General features: G+C 48.1%; 11 protein-coding genes. 6 read left to right on the top strand and 5 right to left on the bottom strand.

Annotated elements, in window-relative coordinates; genetic code table 11:
* Positions 1 to 86 precede the first annotated feature (86 nt).
* The 5 genes from HB364_RS32310 (at position 87) to HB364_RS32290 (ending at position 10,812) form a co-directional block, all read left to right on the top strand.
* Complete coding sequence (locus tag HB364_RS32310) at positions 87 to 4,241, top strand: hybrid sensor histidine kinase/response regulator transcription factor (protein ID WP_167292586.1); 4,155 nt, start codon at positions 87 to 89, stop codon at positions 4,239 to 4,241.
* A 73-nt stretch (positions 4,242 to 4,314) separates the two neighbouring features.
* Positions 4,315 to 5,724, top strand: coding sequence for a glycosyl hydrolase family 28 protein (locus tag HB364_RS32305; protein ID WP_167292585.1), 1,410 nt, complete (start codon positions 4,315 to 4,317; stop codon positions 5,722 to 5,724).
* A 101-nt stretch (positions 5,725 to 5,825) separates the two neighbouring features.
* The gene (locus tag HB364_RS32300) at positions 5,826 to 8,435 is read left to right on the top strand and encodes an alpha-L-arabinofuranosidase C-terminal domain-containing protein (RefSeq protein WP_167292584.1); all 2,610 of its coding nucleotides are present in this window, start codon (positions 5,826 to 5,828) and stop codon (positions 8,433 to 8,435) included.
* A gap of 114 nt (positions 8,436 to 8,549) precedes the next feature.
* On the top strand, positions 8,550 to 8,783 hold the full coding sequence (locus tag HB364_RS32295) for a T9SS type A sorting domain-containing protein (protein WP_167292583.1): 234 nt from the start codon (positions 8,550 to 8,552) through the stop codon (positions 8,781 to 8,783).
* Positions 8,784 to 8,877: 94 nt separating this feature from the next.
* A complete protein-coding gene (locus HB364_RS32290; RefSeq protein WP_167292582.1) occupies positions 8,878 to 10,812 on the top strand; it encodes an RICIN domain-containing protein in 1,935 nt (644 codons plus the stop codon).
* A 119-nt stretch (positions 10,813 to 10,931) separates the two neighbouring features.
* Here HB364_RS32290 and HB364_RS32285 read toward each other — a convergent pair whose 3' ends face one another.
* Together HB364_RS32285 and HB364_RS32280 are read right to left on the bottom strand one after the other, a co-directional pair.
* A complete protein-coding gene (locus HB364_RS32285; RefSeq protein ID WP_167292581.1) occupies positions 10,932 to 11,306 on the bottom strand; it encodes a type II toxin-antitoxin system HicB family antitoxin in 375 nt (124 codons plus the stop codon).
* Positions 11,299 to 11,562: a type II toxin-antitoxin system HicA family toxin gene (locus tag HB364_RS32280; RefSeq protein ID WP_167292580.1), complete on the bottom strand. Its 264-nt coding sequence runs from the start codon at positions 11,560 to 11,562 to the stop codon at positions 11,299 to 11,301. The genes HB364_RS32285 and HB364_RS32280 overlap by 8 nt, the downstream gene beginning before the upstream one ends.
* A 246-nt stretch (positions 11,563 to 11,808) precedes the next feature.
* On the opposite strand from HB364_RS32280, the gene HB364_RS32275 reads away from it, so the two are divergent.
* Positions 11,809 to 13,008, top strand: a complete 1,200-nt coding sequence (locus tag HB364_RS32275; protein ID WP_167292579.1) for a serine hydrolase domain-containing protein — start codon at positions 11,809 to 11,811, stop codon at positions 13,006 to 13,008.
* Positions 13,009 to 13,018: 10 nt separating this feature from the next.
* Here the strand turns inward: HB364_RS32275 and HB364_RS32270 are convergent, their stop codons facing one another.
* The 3 genes from HB364_RS32270 to HB364_RS32260 all read right to left on the bottom strand — a co-directional run bounded on the left by HB364_RS32270 (position 13,019) and on the right by HB364_RS32260 (position 16,221).
* Positions 13,019 to 14,245, bottom strand: coding sequence for a pYEATS domain-containing protein (locus HB364_RS32270; RefSeq protein ID WP_167292578.1), 1,227 nt, complete (start codon positions 14,243 to 14,245; stop codon positions 13,019 to 13,021).
* Between the two features lie 71 nt (positions 14,246 to 14,316).
* Positions 14,317 to 15,768: a hybrid sensor histidine kinase/response regulator gene (locus HB364_RS32265; RefSeq protein ID WP_167292577.1), complete on the bottom strand. Its 1,452-nt coding sequence runs from the start codon at positions 15,766 to 15,768 to the stop codon at positions 14,317 to 14,319.
* Positions 15,769 to 15,777: 9 nt separating this feature from the next.
* Entirely contained in the window at positions 15,778 to 16,221 is a 444-nt protein-coding gene (locus HB364_RS32260) for a response regulator (protein WP_167292576.1), read from the bottom strand.

Here is a 16,221-nt window from a genome sequence, read left to right as displayed (position 1 = left end):
GTCTTTTGTGAGTCAGGGCTGAAGTCGCTGAAATAACCTAAATTACAAGTGCCTATACCCACGATTTGCAGAATGCAGGATTCCATATGACCGGTCTGAGGCTGCTGATGCTGAAAAAAAGGAAACGCTTCCGCTTTTTGCTGCTGCTGTTGCCTGTATTGCTGTTTATCCGCGCAGGCGCTTCGCCTTTTCCTCCCCTGACTTTCCTGGGCATTGAACATGGTTTATCCAACAATACGGTACGATGCATTTTCCGCGACCATAGCGGCTTCATGTGGTTTGGTACTTTCGATGGCCTGAACCGGTATGATGGCTATGGCTTTAAAATATTCAGGAATAAATTAAGTGATACCAACTCCCTGGTGCATAATATCATTTCCTGTATCACAGAAGACAGTCTGCACAATATCTGGATCGGCACCCGGCAGGGCATCAGTAAATTAGAGCCCTTACTGGGGCGGTTTACTACCATCCGGGGCAATCTTACTAATGGCAAGGTGACCCAGGTATCGAATACGGTGGTGAAGGATATCAGGGCCGACCGTGCCAACAATGTATTTATTGCTACAGAAGGCACGGGTTTATTGATATGTCCGAAGGGCGCTTCGCAGGCTCAACCCATTCCATTGGCGGGGGCTGTGGAAGGTTTCATTACGCAATACACGGTAAGGTCGGTGCGGATTGATGCCGCCAATAATACCTGGGCGTTGGTGCATAGATACGGCCTTGCGTTGTACAATCCCCGTACAAAAAAACTGGAACTGGTATACAAGGGCGTGCCCGATGCCAACTGGATAGAAGCGGCTGGCAATACCATCTGGATAGGCAACAACACTACGCTGTTCAATTATAACCATGCTGCCAGGCAACTTACCGTGGCGACAGAGGGCAAGGGCCTGCCATTCTTCGACGGCGTTATTGTATCTTTTGCCATTGACAAAGACAACCTTTTCTGGATTGGCACCAGCACCGGGAAACTGGTAACCTGGAAACCCGGTGATCCTGCTATGGAACTCCCGGCATTGGGCAAATATGAAAATGTATTGACCGGCGGAGCTATCTATTGCGTTTACATAGACCCGCAGTCAAGAAAATGGATGGGTACGGCAAGGCGGGGCGTCAATATCATCGACCCTCAAAAAGGACGTTTTCAAACCATTGCCCATGAGCCTGGCAATAACAACAGCCTGCTGGATAATGCAGCCTCCGCCCTGTACGAAGCGTCCGATGGTAAATTGTATATAGGCACCGATGGCGCCGGGATGAATGTATGGGACCGCAGCAACAACAACTTTCTTTTATTCCGGCACCAGCCGGGTGATCCTTCTGCACTGGCACATAATTCCATTTCTATGATCAGGGCCGATCATGCCGGCCATATCTGGATCACTACTTTTGGCAGTGGTGTAAACCGTTTCGATCCCGCTACTCAACGATTTGAACGCTATCCACTCATCAATCCTGTTACTCATTTTGAGAATAGGGTGGCGTATGCATTGCAGGAAGACAAGCAGCACCGGCTTTGGGTATCCACTTTGCGGCAGGGCAGTGAATATGGTGCCCTGTACCTGTTTGATCCGGCACTTAATAAATTTGACCTGTTCGATGCCAGCCTCTCCGATCTGTTTAGCTTATACGAAGACAGGGAAGGCAATTTGTGGGGTGGTAACCTGAACCAACTGGTAAGGATCGATCCGCGACACAAAAAGCACCAGTTTTATAATATAGGGTATTCCGTAAAAAGGATCTATGAAGACAGGATGGGCAATTGCTGGATCGGTACGGAAGGAGGAGGCCTTCTGCTGTTCGACAGGAAGAAGCAGGCAGTCGTTAAACGCTATACTACAGAGGATGGATTGTGCAGCGATGTAGTGCTGACGATCCTGGAAGACAATAGAGGACTATTGTGGCTGAGCACGTTTAATGGCCTCTCTGCTTTTGATGTGGCAAAGGGTCATTTCAAAAACTACTACCAGGCCGATGGATTGCAGAGTAACCAGTTCCATTACAACAGCGCATTGATCCTGCGTTCGGGTGAGCTGGCATTTGGAGGTATTAAGGGACTGAGCCTGTTCCGTCCGGCTGATATTACGGCCGATCATACCATGCCGCCTTTATTACTGACCGATCTTTTTATCAATAATGCATCCATAGAAGAAGAGGCTGATGATATCAGCTATGCCACTGCCGGCGCTATTGAATCCGTTACTGTTCCTTACAGCAAGGCCGTCTTTGGTTTCCGGTATACCGCGTTGGAATATACTGCGCCGGTTAAGATAGCTTATGCCTATTACATGGAAGGGTGGGACAGGGGCTGGAACTATACCGGCAATATCCGTACCGCTACCTATACGCACCTGGATGAAGGCACGTATACCTTCCGGGTGAAAAGCACTAACGGAGAAGGGGAGTGGAACCCGCAGGAGATCGCCATGCGTATTACGGTATTGCCTCCCTGGTACAGGAGCTGGTGGGCCTATACCCTCTATGCAGCTTGCATAGGAGGCGCTATTTATCTTTTTGTGAGCTATAAAATGCGGCAGAACCGGTTGAGCTATGAAGTAAAGGTGGCGCACCTGCAGGCCAAAGAGGCGCAGTTAAATGCGCAAAAGGAAAAAGAGATCAATGAAAAGCGGCTTTCTTTTTTCACCCATGTATCCCATGAGTTCAGAACACCGCTCACGCTCATCATTGATCCGGTGAAGGAAATGCTGGACGAAGAAAAAGAGACACCGCGGAAAGAGGGATTGAATATGGTGTACAGGAATGCACGGCGGCTGTTAAGCCTTGTAGACCAGTTGCTCCTGTTTCGCAAGGCAGATAGTGATAGCGATAGCCTGCACCTGACCGAGCTCAACGTAACCCACCTGTGCCGGGAAGTATTCTTCAGCTTTGTACAACAGGCGCGCATCAAAAGAATTGACTACCGGTTTGAGGGCGGCAATGACCCGCTGCTGCTTTGTGCCGACCGCGAGAAACTGGAGATCATTTTATTCAACCTGCTCTCCAATGCGATCAAGTTTACACCACCCGATGGCAGGATCAGTTTAGCCATCCGGGAAACAACAGATACAGTAGAAATACAGGTTACAGATAGCGGGCAGGGTATTCCGGCAGAAGTGGGTGATAAACTGTTCAACCGTTTTTACCAGGTGAAGGGAAGTCAGGCCCCGGCCAAAACCGGTTTTGGCATCGGGCTGTACCTCGTAAAGCATTTTACCACCCTGCACCATGGACAGATCAGCTACCAAAGCAAGCCCGGTGAAGGAACTTCCTTTTTGCTGAGCCTGCAAAAGGGCGCCGCTCATTTTAAAGGGGCGGGTATCTACCGCGATGAGCAGCCGGCGCCTGCTATGTTGGAAGAACTGGCCCCGGCAGTGGTAGAGAGCAGTGAGCCGGAGACAAGCAAAGACCTGGCTGCCCTGGTTACGGAAAAGCCTACGATCCTCATTGTGGACGATGATGAGGACCTGCGTAAATATGTGTCGCAGGTATTCAGCAAAGATTTCAGCATCCTGCAGGCTGCCAATGGACGGGAAGGGCTCACCCTGGCGCAGCAATACCTGCCCGACCTGATCATCAGTGATATTACGATGGAAGAGCTGGGCGGTGTGGAACTATGCCGCCAGGTGAAGGACAATCCCTCCTTATCCCATATCCCCGTTATATTACTGACAGCCAGCACTGCTTCAGAAACGAGGTTGCAGGGCATTGAGTCCGGGGCGGATGACTATATGACAAAGCCCTTCGAAAAAGAATTGCTGAAGGCGCGGGTAGTGAGCCTGCTGAAAAAGCGCAACGTGCTGCAGCAGTATTTCTATAATGAGATCACCCTGCAGCAAAACGACCAGAAGGTGTCGGTGGAATACCGCGAGTTCCTGGAAAAATGTATTAAGATCGTGGAAGACCACCTCGATGATGAGACCTTCTCCATTAAAACGCTCACCACCGAAATGGGCATGAGCCGCTCCAGCCTGTACCGGAAAGTCAACTCTGTATCGGGTCAGTCTATTGTGGGCTTCATCCGTTTCATCCGGTTGCGCAAGGCGGCCGAGCTCATGATCAATACCGAGAACAATGTGACCGAAATAGCTACCGTGACCGGTTTCAACGACATTAAATACTTCCGCACGCATTTCCACCAGCTTTTTGGCATGAACCCTTCCGAATATATCCGGAAGTTCAGGAAGCCGTTCCATAACAATCTACAGATCAATAAGAACGTGATTAAGCCGGAATGAGCAAAAACACCCCCTTTTTGTACCTGTTATACCCGCTTCCTTTTTCCCATACCGCTCTATTTTTGCGGCACTTATGAAGTATAGCAAATGGTTAAGCGCTTTACTGGCAGCGGTGGTGACAGGCCAGTCATTACAGTCCCAACAATTGGTTACTTATCCGGCTCCCCAGGCCGTCATCTATTCCATGCACAACGATGATTATACCGTACGGGTACGCAAGCCCGGCGGTGAATGGCAGGACCTCTTTGAGTACAAGGTGAAAGTAGACCTTGATAAGGTGCAGGAAGCTTCCATGGTGCATTTTGATTTCTCCGGGACCGTGGAAGTGATGGTAAGAAAAAATAATGAAAACGTCAGAACGGTGAAGGTAAGGCCGGAGGTGTATGGGGTGCAGCCGCAGGTAAAAGGCAATGTGATCACCTTTACCCTGCAGCAGCCGCGTAACCTGTCGGTAGAATTTAATGGCGATAAGCTGCATAACCTGCATGTATTTGCCAATGCCATAGAAAAAATAAAGCCTTCTCCTGCCGATACCAACGTTATCTATTTTGGCCCGGGTTTGCATTTGCCCAAAGATACTGCCGGGAAGGCCTTTCACATTCCTTCCGGCAAAACCGTATACCTCGATGGCAGCGCTATCCTGCGGGGAAAGCTGGTATGCGACGAGGTAAAGAATGTACGCATCCTGGGGCGTGGCATTATTGACCAGACGCCTGAAGGGATAGAAGTAAAACAGTCCGACAGTGTGGAGATAGACGGCATTACTTTTATCAATCCCCGGCATTATACCGTTTATGGGGGTGCCTCCCGGCACCTGACCATCCGTAACATCAAAGCATTCAGTTGTCAGGGCTGGAGTGATGGCATCGACCTCATGAGTTGCTCCGACGTAGTGATTGACGGTGTATTCATGCGCAATTCCGATGATTGTATTGCCATTTATGGTCACCGCTGGAAATTTTATGGCAATGCGCGTAATTACCTCGTCACCAATTCAACGCTCTGGGCCGATATTGCCCATCCCATCAATATAGGACTGCATGGCAATACCCAGGCAGAAGGCGATACGATTGAAAATATCGTGTTCAGAAATATCAATATCCTGGAACAGGATGAAGACGACCCGGACTATGAAGGTTGTATGGCCATTACCTGCGGTGATCTTAACCTCGTGCGTAATATACGGTTTGAGGATATCCGGGTAGATGATTTTGAGGAAGGCCAGTTGTTCAACATACGGGTGGTGTACAACAGTAAATACAACACCGGCCCCGGCAGGGGCGTACGGGATATCTATTTTAAGAATATCACCTACAAGGGAAGTAACTCCACCTACCCGCTGATCAAAGGGCTGGATAAGGACCATACGGTGGAAGGCGTTACCTTTGAGCGCCTCGTTATCAATGGGAAACTCATCACCAATGCAGCGGCCGCCAATATAAAGATTGGCCCCTTTGCCAGCCGCATCCTGTTTAAGAACTGATATACCTCAGTTATTCAAAGCAGGCAAAATCCTGTTTCGTGATTTAACAGAATAATTGTAATATTGACATTTAAACAGGTTATTCTGTAATTCGTTTGCATATGAAATCTTGCCTTTTTGCTTTTGTGGTATGCTGTGGGTGGCTTGCCCATACCTCCGCCGCTTTTGCCGGCAACAGTGCCCGGAACAATGAGCCCGACTCCGTTTATCTGTTCTCCTACGGTACTTCCAAAAACAATTATCATAATGGTCTGCACTTTGCCTGGAGCCGTGACCAGCAGCAGTGGCACCTCATTGGCAATGAGTACGGCTATGTAAGAAGCGACTATAGCCGCTGGGGCAGTGAAAAGAAAATGATCAACCCGTATCTCATACAGGGTCCCAATGGCGTATGGCAATGTGTATGGGGCCTTAATGACAGGGATAAATTATTCGCGCAGGTATCTTCTCCTGACCTGGTGTACTGGGGCCGCCAGAGCTACCCGCTGATGGCAGCGGGCGCCAATGTGCTGAAGCCGGTGATACAATACAATGCCCAACAGGCACACTATGCCATCACCTATACCGAAGCCGGTGGCAAATACTACCAGGTAACGACCAAAGATTTTAAAACATATAGCCCTGCTGTGGAAGTGCCCGCAGCAAAGTATACAGATGGCAGTCTCACTGTTAACCTGCCCACAGGAAAGGTCACCGGGCAACTGCACCGCGTACCCTGGACAATGGTGGATAAGCTGATTAAAACCTGGGAGATCAAACAATACAGGAATATTCAGTACGGCGAAAACAGCACACAGGATGCACAACGTTTTGCCGCACTAAAACCGGTAGAAGCAAAGATTACCGTGCAGGCGGCGCAAGCAAAACCTATTAGTGACTTGTTATTGGGCGTATTCTTTGAAGACATTAACTATGCTGCCGATGGCGGGCTTTATGCTGAACTCATCCAGAACCGTGATTTCGAATATGCACCGGGCGACCGCGAAGGACATGACAAAGCCTGGAACAGTACCCATTCCTGGACACTGAAAGGGGATAATGCCAGCTTTACTATTGACAGTGTGGCGCCTATTCATGTCAACAACCCGCATTACGCAGTATTAAATATAGAGACACCCGGCGCAGCCTTGGTGAATGCAGGGTTTGATGGAATTCCTGTAAAGAAAGGGTCGCCATACAACCTTTCCCTGTTTACCAAACAAGTGGCAGGAAAAGGAAAATTATTGGTACGCCTTGTCAGCAAAGAGGGTACGGTGTTGGCGCAGGCAACCATCGCAGCTTCTGCTGCAGGCTGGAAAAAAAGCAAAGCCATATTGACGGCCACTGCTGATGCGACCGATGCCCGCCTCGAATTACAACCACTTGTCAAAGGACGTGTGCTGCTCGACATGATCTCTCTATTCCCGCAAAAGACTTTTAAAGGCAGGGAGAACGGCCTGCGGGCCGACCTGGCACAAACCATTGCAGATATCCATCCCCGTTTTATCCGCTTTCCCGGCGGATGCGTGGCGCACGGTGATGGACTGGGAAATATTTATCGCTGGAAAAACACCATAGGTCCGTTGGAGGCCCGTAAGCCCCAACGTAACCTGTGGGGCTATCACCAGACTGCCGGCCTGGGTTATTTTGAATACTTCCGCTATTGTGAAGATATTGGCGCCGAACCCCTGCCGGTATTGGCAGCAGGCGTGCCTTGCCAGAATTCCGGGGTAGGTCCCACCGGCGGTGGTCAGCAGGGCGGCATTCCGATGGACCAGATGGATGAATATGTACAGGAGGTACTTGATCTTATAGAATATGCCAATGGCGATGTTAAAACTACCTGGGGTAAAAAGCGGGCAGAAGCCGGCCATCCCCAGCCGTTCAACCTGAAATACGTTGGCATAGGTAATGAAGACCTGATCACGGATGTTTTTGAAGAACGCTTTGCCTTGATCTATAACGCTGTGAAAGCAAAATATCCCGGCATCACCGTGATTGGCACCGTAGGCCCCTTCTATGAAGGAACAGATTACGAAGAAGGCTGGGAACTGGCTGATAAACTAAAAGTGCCCATGGTAGATGAGCATTACTATGTATCGCCCGGCTGGCTCATCCACAACCAGGATTATTATGACAGGTATGACCGCCACAAATCAAAAGTATACCTGGGTGAATATGCTGCGCACCTGTCCGGCAGACCTAATAACCTGGAAACAGCGCTGAGTGAAGCGCTGTACCTCACTGCACTGGAGCGTAATGGCGATGTGGTGAGCATGACATCTTATGCTCCCTTGCTGGCCAAAGAAGGACATACCCAGTGGAATCCCGACCTCATCTATTTTAATAATACGGAAGTAAAACCCACCGTGGGCTACCAGGTGCAAAAATTGTATGGCCTGCATGCGGGTGATCAATACCTGCCGGCTGCCATCAGCTTGTCCAATGAGCAGGATGGTGTAAAAAAACGGATCGCTTATTCCATCGTGCGTGATACAAAAAGCAAAGACCTGGTGGTGAAAATGGTGAACCTGTTGCCGGTAACCGTCAATACCTCCCTTGACCTGGCGGGTATTGATGTGGCAGGTCCGGAAGCAATAAAAACAGTATTGCAGGGACAGCCGGCTGATAAAAATGCTACACCCGTGGAATCAACAATAGCTGTATCGGGTATTTCCAAACTGGAATTACCAGCTTATTCATTCACAGTCATCCGCGTTAAAACAAAATAGTCACCATTCTTCACTCGCCATTCAAAATGCCCCCCTTTTTTGGTCATTTATACCCCCGGTCAAATTCATTTCCATAGCTATTTTTAAAATACAGCACTATCCAATGCTAATGCTATGAAAATAATGATGTATCCCAATCCTGCTTCCACCAACCTGTTCATCAGTGTTGACAAACTGGCAAAGCAGGCCATGCTTGAAATAACCGGCATCAACGGTCAGTTTTTCAGGGCCCAGCCCCTGACCAAACCTGTACAGGAAATTTCCTTACAGGGATTGCCCAATGGTGTTTATTTCATCAAGGTCAGCAACGGCATCCACATCAATACCAAAAAGATTATTAAGCAGTAAGAAGGCATCCAGGCATAAAGGCAACGAGGCATAGCGTAAAAAAACATTCCTTACCTCGTTGCCTTTATTCAATACACTCATTAAACTTGTCATTATGAAATTCACTACCACTCATTTCATGGGCAGCATCCTGCTGCTCCTGTCTTGCACACTCACAACATCATTAACGGCCCAGCCTTTTGTACATCCCGGCTTATTGCATACGGAAGCCGACTTTGCCCGTATGCGTGTTAAGGTCAATGCCAATGCCCAGCCCTGGAAAGGCAGTTGGGACCTATTGGTGGCCAATAGCCGTTCACAGCTTACCTATAATCCTAACCCACAGGATACAGTAATTAGAGGCGGCACCGGACAGAACTATGGCATCCTCTACAATGATATCGCCGCTGCCTATCAAACAGCGCTCCGCTGGAAGATCACCGGCGATGTAGCTTATGCCAACAAGTCCATCGCCATCATGAATGCCTGGTCGTCTACCTTACAACAGGTAACCGGTAATGCCGACCGGTTCCTGGCCGCCGGCATTTATGGTTATGAGTTTGCCAATGCCGCAGAGATCATGCGTACCTACAGTGGATGGGCGGCTGCCGATTTTACCCGCTTCAAAGACATGATGCTAAATGAATTTTATCCGCTCAATGAACAGTTTCTTACCAACCACAATGATGCCTGCATTACCAATTACTGGGCCAACTGGGACCTGTGCAACATGGCTTCCATCCTGGCCATTGGTGTACTGTGCGACCGGCGCGACCTGTACAACCGTGCCATTAATTATTTTAAAACAGGGGCAGGCAATGGTGCGATAACAAAGGCGGTATGGTACCTGCATTCATCCACCCTGGGTCAGTGGCAGGAAAGCGGTCGCGACCAGGGGCATGCCACGCTCGGCATGGGATTGATGGGCGCTTTTTGTGAGATGGCCTGGAACCAGGGCGATGATATGTATGGTTATGATAACAACCGCTTCATGAAAGGAGCGGAGTATGTAGCCCAATACAACATAGGCAATACAGTTCCCTATACCACCTATACCTGGGGGACGGGGCAGAACTGTGCGCAAATGTCCCAGACGGTTATAGCAGAAGCCGGCAGGGGCAATCTGCGCCCGGTGTGGGAAATGCTGTACAACCATTATGCAAACAGGATGGGCCTCTCTGTACCCGGTATGGCGGCGTATGCCACCTTGCACCGCCCCGAAGGTGGTGGCGGTAACTATGGCCCCAATAGCGGGGGATTTGACCAGTTGGGATTTGGTTCCTTAACCTTTACCCGTGACCCGTTGCCTGTCGCAGGCCCGGTTAATGGCACCTATAAAATATTTGCCCGGCACAGTGGTCAGTCAATGGAAGTGGCCAATAATGGCACGGCCAATGGTTCCGATGTACGGCAATGGCCGGCCAATGATTGCGCCTGCCAGCAATGGACGCTTACCAATACAGGCAGTAATCAATATACGTTGGTAGGAGTGGGCAGTGGTAAGAACCTCGATGTAAGTGGCAACAGCACGGCCGACGGGGCCAATATCCATATCTGGCAATCTACGGGTGGTAATAACCAGAAATTCACCTTTACCAATGCAGGCGGCGGCTTCTACCGGATAACGCCCGTACACAGCGGCAAATCTGTGGATGTGGATGGCGCTTCTCTTACCAATGGAGCCAATATTCATCAGTGGACCTATAACAACACGAAAAACCAGCATTGGCAGTTGGTGCAGGTCAGCAATCCTGGAGCGCGTACCGGAACAACACCGGCGGAAGTACAACCGGAAAAAAGCACGGATGACGTAAATAGCGACCTCATTACCTATCCCAATCCGGCACAGAAGAAAGTAACTGTTGTGATACCTGGCGATTTTAAGTTGGCAGTGGTATCATTAAGTGATATAACAGGAAAAGTGATTTATAAAGCGCAGGCCAAGAGCAACCGGCATACCCTGGAGCTGAATGGTATTACAGCAGGTGTGTACTTTATCAATATTATTAAGGGTGACAAGGTGATCACCCGGAAGTTAATAAAAGAATGATCGCGTTGCCATCGTTTTTACGATGCACTAAACATTGGTGTTATAATTTAGCAATCGAAATCAAACAAAGGGGGAGTGTCTACTCGCCCTTTTTATTTAAGGATAGCTAAGCTGATGCATTAACCAAGATCTGTATTGATCCTTTTGTTTAAATCGTCTTTATGCAGCAAAGCATAATTAATGGCAGTTTTCACAAAATCATTGAGTGAAATATTGAGAATGGAAGCAAACACGGCTGCTTCCTTATGTAAGGCTGTTGGTATCCGTACGTTAAAGGACCCTTTGTAGGTTTTGTTGGGTTCTTTACCCATCTCCTTACAGGTCTCTAAATAATCCTCAACAGCTACATGAAAAGCCTTTTTAAGTTCTTTCACAGAGGCGCCTTCAAAATTCACCAGATCATCAATGCCAAGGATCTTTCCAAAAAACACCTCGTCTTCAGCACTAAAGTGCACTGATGCATAGTAATCCTTGTATTGTAAGATGTCATTCATTCTTTATATATCCTTTTTCTGTTAACAGGTCAATTACCTGGATGAGTGCATATGTTTTAACAATGTTCCCCGGGTGTGGCTTGTGCAGGATAATCACATTCTGTTCGGCATCTGCAAATTTCCTTCTTGAGCCACCGGTCTTTCCTTTTTTTAATTCAAAGAATCCAAAATGATTTAGGATCTTAATAAGCTCATCCCAGGTAAAGTCCCGGGGTACAGATAGCAGGCGAAGCAGTAATTTTTCTGTCTTTGACATTACAAACAGTTTTGAATCGTCGGTTAATTTTGACTGCACGCATAGCAAAAAAATTAGGGTGAAAAAAGGATGAGGAGTCTTATTTGCAACTATATTTCAGTTGCAAATATAGCATTGTTTTTCCAACCTTTAAAATAATCCTTAATGACTCTGCTCATAGCCTTCTGCATTTATCCATATAGCCTCCTGTTTTGAAAGGAAAGGAGTATATTTCTGCCTGGTTTACAAAAATTTAGTTTGAAGCACATGAAACAACGTTTCCTTTTTTACCTTCTCCTGCTACTGGTTGTAAAAGCGGGCTTTGCACAAAAAACGACCAAACCTTATTTCCCGCCGAAGGGCGCCTGGGAACATCGCAGCCCGGCTTCATTGGGGTTAAGTCAGGCAATGATTGACGCTGCCATCGCCTACGCATGGAGTCATGAATCCAGGCAATCCCGCAACATGGATTCAGCTCAACGGCAATCCTTTGGCCGGGAGCCTTACAGCGATCCCGTGGGCACATTGGTTGACCGTGGTGATCCCTGCGGACTGATCATTTATAAAGGTTATGTCGTGGCGGAATGGGGACAGCCATCACAGGTGGATATTACCAATAGCGTAACCAAGAGTTTTCTCTCATCTGTAGTAGGCCTCGCTGTTGATCGTGGCCTCATCAAAAGCGTCAATGATACGGTAGCCGCTTATGTTCCTCCCATTGAAATATACCATCCAGGGGCCGCTACGGAAGTAATTACTCCTTTCGCCTCTGCGCATAATCGCCGGCTCACCTGGGAGGTGATGCTGCGACAAACGAGCGACTGGGAAGGCACTTTATGGGGCAAGCCCGACTGGGCCGATAGGCCGGACAGTAACTTCCGCACCTGGCAAACACGCCGCCGCCATGAACCTGGTACCGTATGGAAGTACAATGATGTGCGCGTGAATGCGCTGGCCTTGGCTGCTACCAGTGTGTGGAGGCAGCCCCTGCCACAGGTACTTAAAACGCATATCATGGATCCCATAGGCGCTTCCAATACCTGGCGCTGGATGGGTTACCACAATGCCTGGATTGTGCTGGATGGTGCACCTGTACAATCGGTAAGTGGAGGTGGCCACTGGGGTGGCGGCATGTACATCAATGCCTGGGATATGGGGCGCTTTGGATTGCTTACACTGCACAAAGGCAACTGGAACGGGACGCAACTGCTGTCGGAGCAGTGGGTAAAACAGGCACTCACACCTACCAGTGCCCAACCAACTTATGGTTATATGAACTGGTTCCTGAATACAGACCATAAAATGGCCGCCAAAGCCCCGGTCACCGCCTTCATCCACATTGGTAATGGCACCAATTTCATATACGTAGACCCTGAGCACGACCTGGTGGCTGTTGTACGATGGATAGAGAACAGGTACATGGGCGATATGATCGGTAAAATACTGGAAGCCTTGCCCGGTAAGTAAACCGGCTGATTTATTTTTTATCTACCGGATAATAGAACCCCTTTGGAGAACCAGGTTGAGTATTCAGATCAAGCTCAAGATCGGTGCCGTCAGGAAGCAAGGCGCCTATCGTAAAGGCTTCATAAGCGATCAGCGTGAGACTTGCAACGCCACTTGCATCAGGATTAACATAGATGACATTGTCGGGGTACTTGTACGTATCATGAATAAATATGGCTACGGGTGTTTCTAACCGGCCGGTATTGGTATCAGCTACCGTTATTTTTACATCATAAAAATCCTGCCAGCTATTAGGTACCACCTCTGCACTGATCTTTTTGTTGCTTTTGATAGGTACACCCCCCCAACGGTTTTTCTGTAAATCCTCCGTGTCCGTTACAGGTCTTTTGGCCAGCTCTTCTTTAACTTTTATCGTTAAGTCAGCCAATGCCTGTTTAAGCGGGTCGGGCATCGTATTTTCCAGCACAGGCAAAGACGTAACATCGCTGGCGTGCTCATTCTTGTCTATCTCTTCTTTTGATTTACTGGTTATAATAGTGTCTTTTACCTGTTCATTTTCTGCTTTTACCTGTTTGATTTCTGTTTTTACCAGTTCATTTTCTTCTTTTACATCTTTAATTTCCTCTTTGATCTGCGCGTTTTCTTTTTTTACTTCATTAATGTCATCATCAGTCTTTTTCATGATGGTGGTGAAGTCGGTCCTTGTCCAAAAGTAAATGATCAGGAATCCAAAAAGCAGGAAGTAAAAAGTAATAAATAAAGAGGCATTCCTGCCCCATACTTCCCCGCCGAAACTTTCCTTCAAATGGTCACCCAATTGCCCAACTTTGGCCGGGATCTTATTTAATTGCGTAAGTCCTACACCCACAATGATCTTAGTGAGCCAATCGCTGATCTGGACCAGGTTGTCATTGTATTTAAAGGTAGTAGCCTTTTCCTGGTTAACATTTTGGTTTTGCAATAAACTGGGTATACCAAATATAAATCCCAGGAATCCTCCCGCTGCCAGGCTGGCGCCTCCTAATAAGATCCCGCAACCGATCCTTGCCAGGAGATTGGGAAAGGCCGTCAAGCCACTGCCGGGGTTATTCAGGCTGGTGATAAAAACAACCAGCACACCTATCCATAATACCCATTTGATCCTGAACCAGGTTTTCGCGGTCAGCTCTTCTATTTTTTTATCTTCCAGATCCTTGTCTGTAGAAGGAGTGACTGGAATTGGAATTTCCTGGTTCATATAAGGAATATTTTTTCTTGACCTGTAAGCTACGACCAAAGTTCTGGCAGGTAAACGGGAAAAACACCTTTTTATCCTTCTATGGGTATCTTCACCTGCAGCATACAGCCTTTCCCGGGCGCGGAAATAATTTCAGCGGTCCCGTTACAGGATTCCACCCGGTTAAAGATATTGCTGATGCCGATGCCCTTGCTTTTTTGCTTCATATCGAAACCAACGCCATTGTCCCTGATCACTAAGGTAACCTGCTGCTCATCATTGCTGATGTTGATGCCGATCTCATCGGCCTTGGCATGCTTATAAATATTGCTGAGCTGTTCCTGTACGATGCGGTACACGGTTTCTTTCAGGGAGGAGGTCAGGTAAGGTTCCTGCATGTCACTCAACTCCAGTTCCACCAGTTGCCGGTAGTTGTAGTTTTCTATGAGCTGCCTGAGCTCATCCTGCAAGCTCCTTTCTGAAAAACGCGGCATGACCATGTGGTGGGAGAGGTTACGGGCCTCTTGTATGGCCTTCTGCAAGCTATCGCGGCAGTTTACAATAATACCCAGGTCTTTCGTATTGCCGGCGTTCTCTTCCAGGTAATATTCCAGCTTTAGGGCCACTGAGGCCAGGATCTGGTTAATATTGTCGTGCAATTCCCTGCCCAGTGTATTACGCTCCATTTCCTGCGTTTGCAGGATGGCGCGGGTAATTTCTTTTTGTTGTTCAATTTTGCTGGACAACATTTCCTGTGTCAGGCGCTTTTGTTCCGTAATGTCTACCAGTGCACCGATGGCCCTGACTGCTTTGCCGGCAGCATCTTTCATCACATAAGCCCTGTCGAGTAAGGTGCCATAAGTGCCATCAGTCAACTGAAACCTGAATTCCTCTTCCCAGTCGTCAATGTCATTGTTCTTTATTCTCTTCAACCTGTCAATCACCCGTTCTGCGTCGGCGGGATGTATGCGTTTTGTCCACTCATAAGCATTGGGAACAGGCTGCTGCGGATCATAGCCCACCATATGGTAGAAGTTTTCATTCCACCATACCTGGTCTGTCACCAGGTTCCAGTCCCACACAGCATCCTTGGTGGCCCTGGATAAGGTTTGGAACCGCTCATTGGAAACCCTGATCTCTTCAAGCGCATCCTGTTTTTCCTTCCTGGACGATTGTTGTTTGATGGCTGCTTCAATGGCTGCCGGTAACCTGGCGGGCCTGTCTTTTATAATATAATCATCTGCTCCAAGTTTGATAATGTCTGCCGCAAATTCTTCCGATACGCTGCCGGTAACCATAATAAAGGGGGTATGCGGATGTTTTTTCCGTACCATCTTCAAGGCTTCGCTGGCGCTGAACTGGGGTAGTGAATTGTCGGCCAGGATCACATGCGGATCATATTGGTCCAGGTCTTTCAGAAAGTCTTCTTTGTTCATCGCCAGCCTGAATTCAAAAGCCATTTTTTCTTTTCGTAGTTGCCATTGTACGATCTCAGCATCGGTACTGCTGTCTTCAAGCATCAATATTTTCAATGGATCGGTCATAACTATTCTTTATACAGGTGGTTGATTCAATAATAACCAGTAAAAACCAAGGTTGCGGATGGCTTCTGAGAAACCTTCAAAATTAACAGGCTTTACAATATAACTGTTCACGCCCAGCGCATAGCAGCTTTGTATATCGGGGTCTTCCTTGGAAGAGGTGAGTATCACAACGGGGGTTGATTTGGTACGTTCATCCGACCGGATGATCTCCAGTACCTGGATGCCGTTTACCTTAGGCATTTGAATATCCAGCAATACCAGTTTGGGCTGGTGTATGGCATCCCGCACGCCTTCAAATTGGCCAGTGCCGAAGAGGAATTCCAGTGCCTGTTCCCCATCCTTCAGGTGCATAAGATTGTTGGCGATGCGGTGCTTTTTTAATTCCCGTATAGCCAGTTCTGCATCATAGCTATTGTCTTCTACAAGTAGTAGGTCCACAGAATTTGGATTCAT

The sequence above is a fragment of the Paraflavitalea devenefica genome (assembly GCF_011759375.1).
GTDB lineage: Bacteria > Bacteroidota > Bacteroidia > Chitinophagales > Chitinophagaceae > Paraflavitalea > Paraflavitalea devenefica.
Note: the sequence above shows the minus strand (reverse complement) of the source record. Positions and strands in the feature narration are given on the sequence as shown.

Bases quoted from the DNA above. Each gene is read 5' to 3' on its own strand.
- HB364_RS32310 (WP_167292586.1), top strand. From the start codon at position 87: ATGACCGGTCTGAGGCTGCTGATGCTGAAAAAAAGGAAACGCTTCCGC.
- HB364_RS32305 (WP_167292585.1), top strand. From the start codon at position 4,315: ATGAAGTATAGCAAATGGTTAAGCGCTTTACTGGCAGCGGTGGTGACA.
- HB364_RS32300 (WP_167292584.1), top strand. From the start codon at position 5,826: ATGAAATCTTGCCTTTTTGCTTTTGTGGTATGCTGTGGGTGGCTTGCC.
- HB364_RS32295 (WP_167292583.1), top strand. From the start codon at position 8,550: ATGAAAATAATGATGTATCCCAATCCTGCTTCCACCAACCTGTTCATC.
- HB364_RS32290 (WP_167292582.1), top strand. From the start codon at position 8,878: ATGAAATTCACTACCACTCATTTCATGGGCAGCATCCTGCTGCTCCTG.
- HB364_RS32285 (WP_167292581.1), bottom strand. From the start codon at position 11,306: ATGAATGACATCTTACAATACAAGGATTACTATGCATCAGTGCACTTT.
- HB364_RS32280 (WP_167292580.1), bottom strand. From the start codon at position 11,562: ATGTCAAAGACAGAAAAATTACTGCTTCGCCTGCTATCTGTACCCCGG.
- HB364_RS32275 (WP_167292579.1), top strand. From the start codon at position 11,809: ATGAAACAACGTTTCCTTTTTTACCTTCTCCTGCTACTGGTTGTAAAA.
- HB364_RS32270 (WP_167292578.1), bottom strand. From the start codon at position 14,245: ATGAACCAGGAAATTCCAATTCCAGTCACTCCTTCTACAGACAAGGAT.
- HB364_RS32265 (WP_167292577.1), bottom strand. From the start codon at position 15,768: ATGACCGATCCATTGAAAATATTGATGCTTGAAGACAGCAGTACCGAT.
- HB364_RS32260 (WP_167292576.1), bottom strand. From the start codon at position 16,221: ATGAATCCAAATTCTGTGGACCTACTACTTGTAGAAGACAATAGCTAT.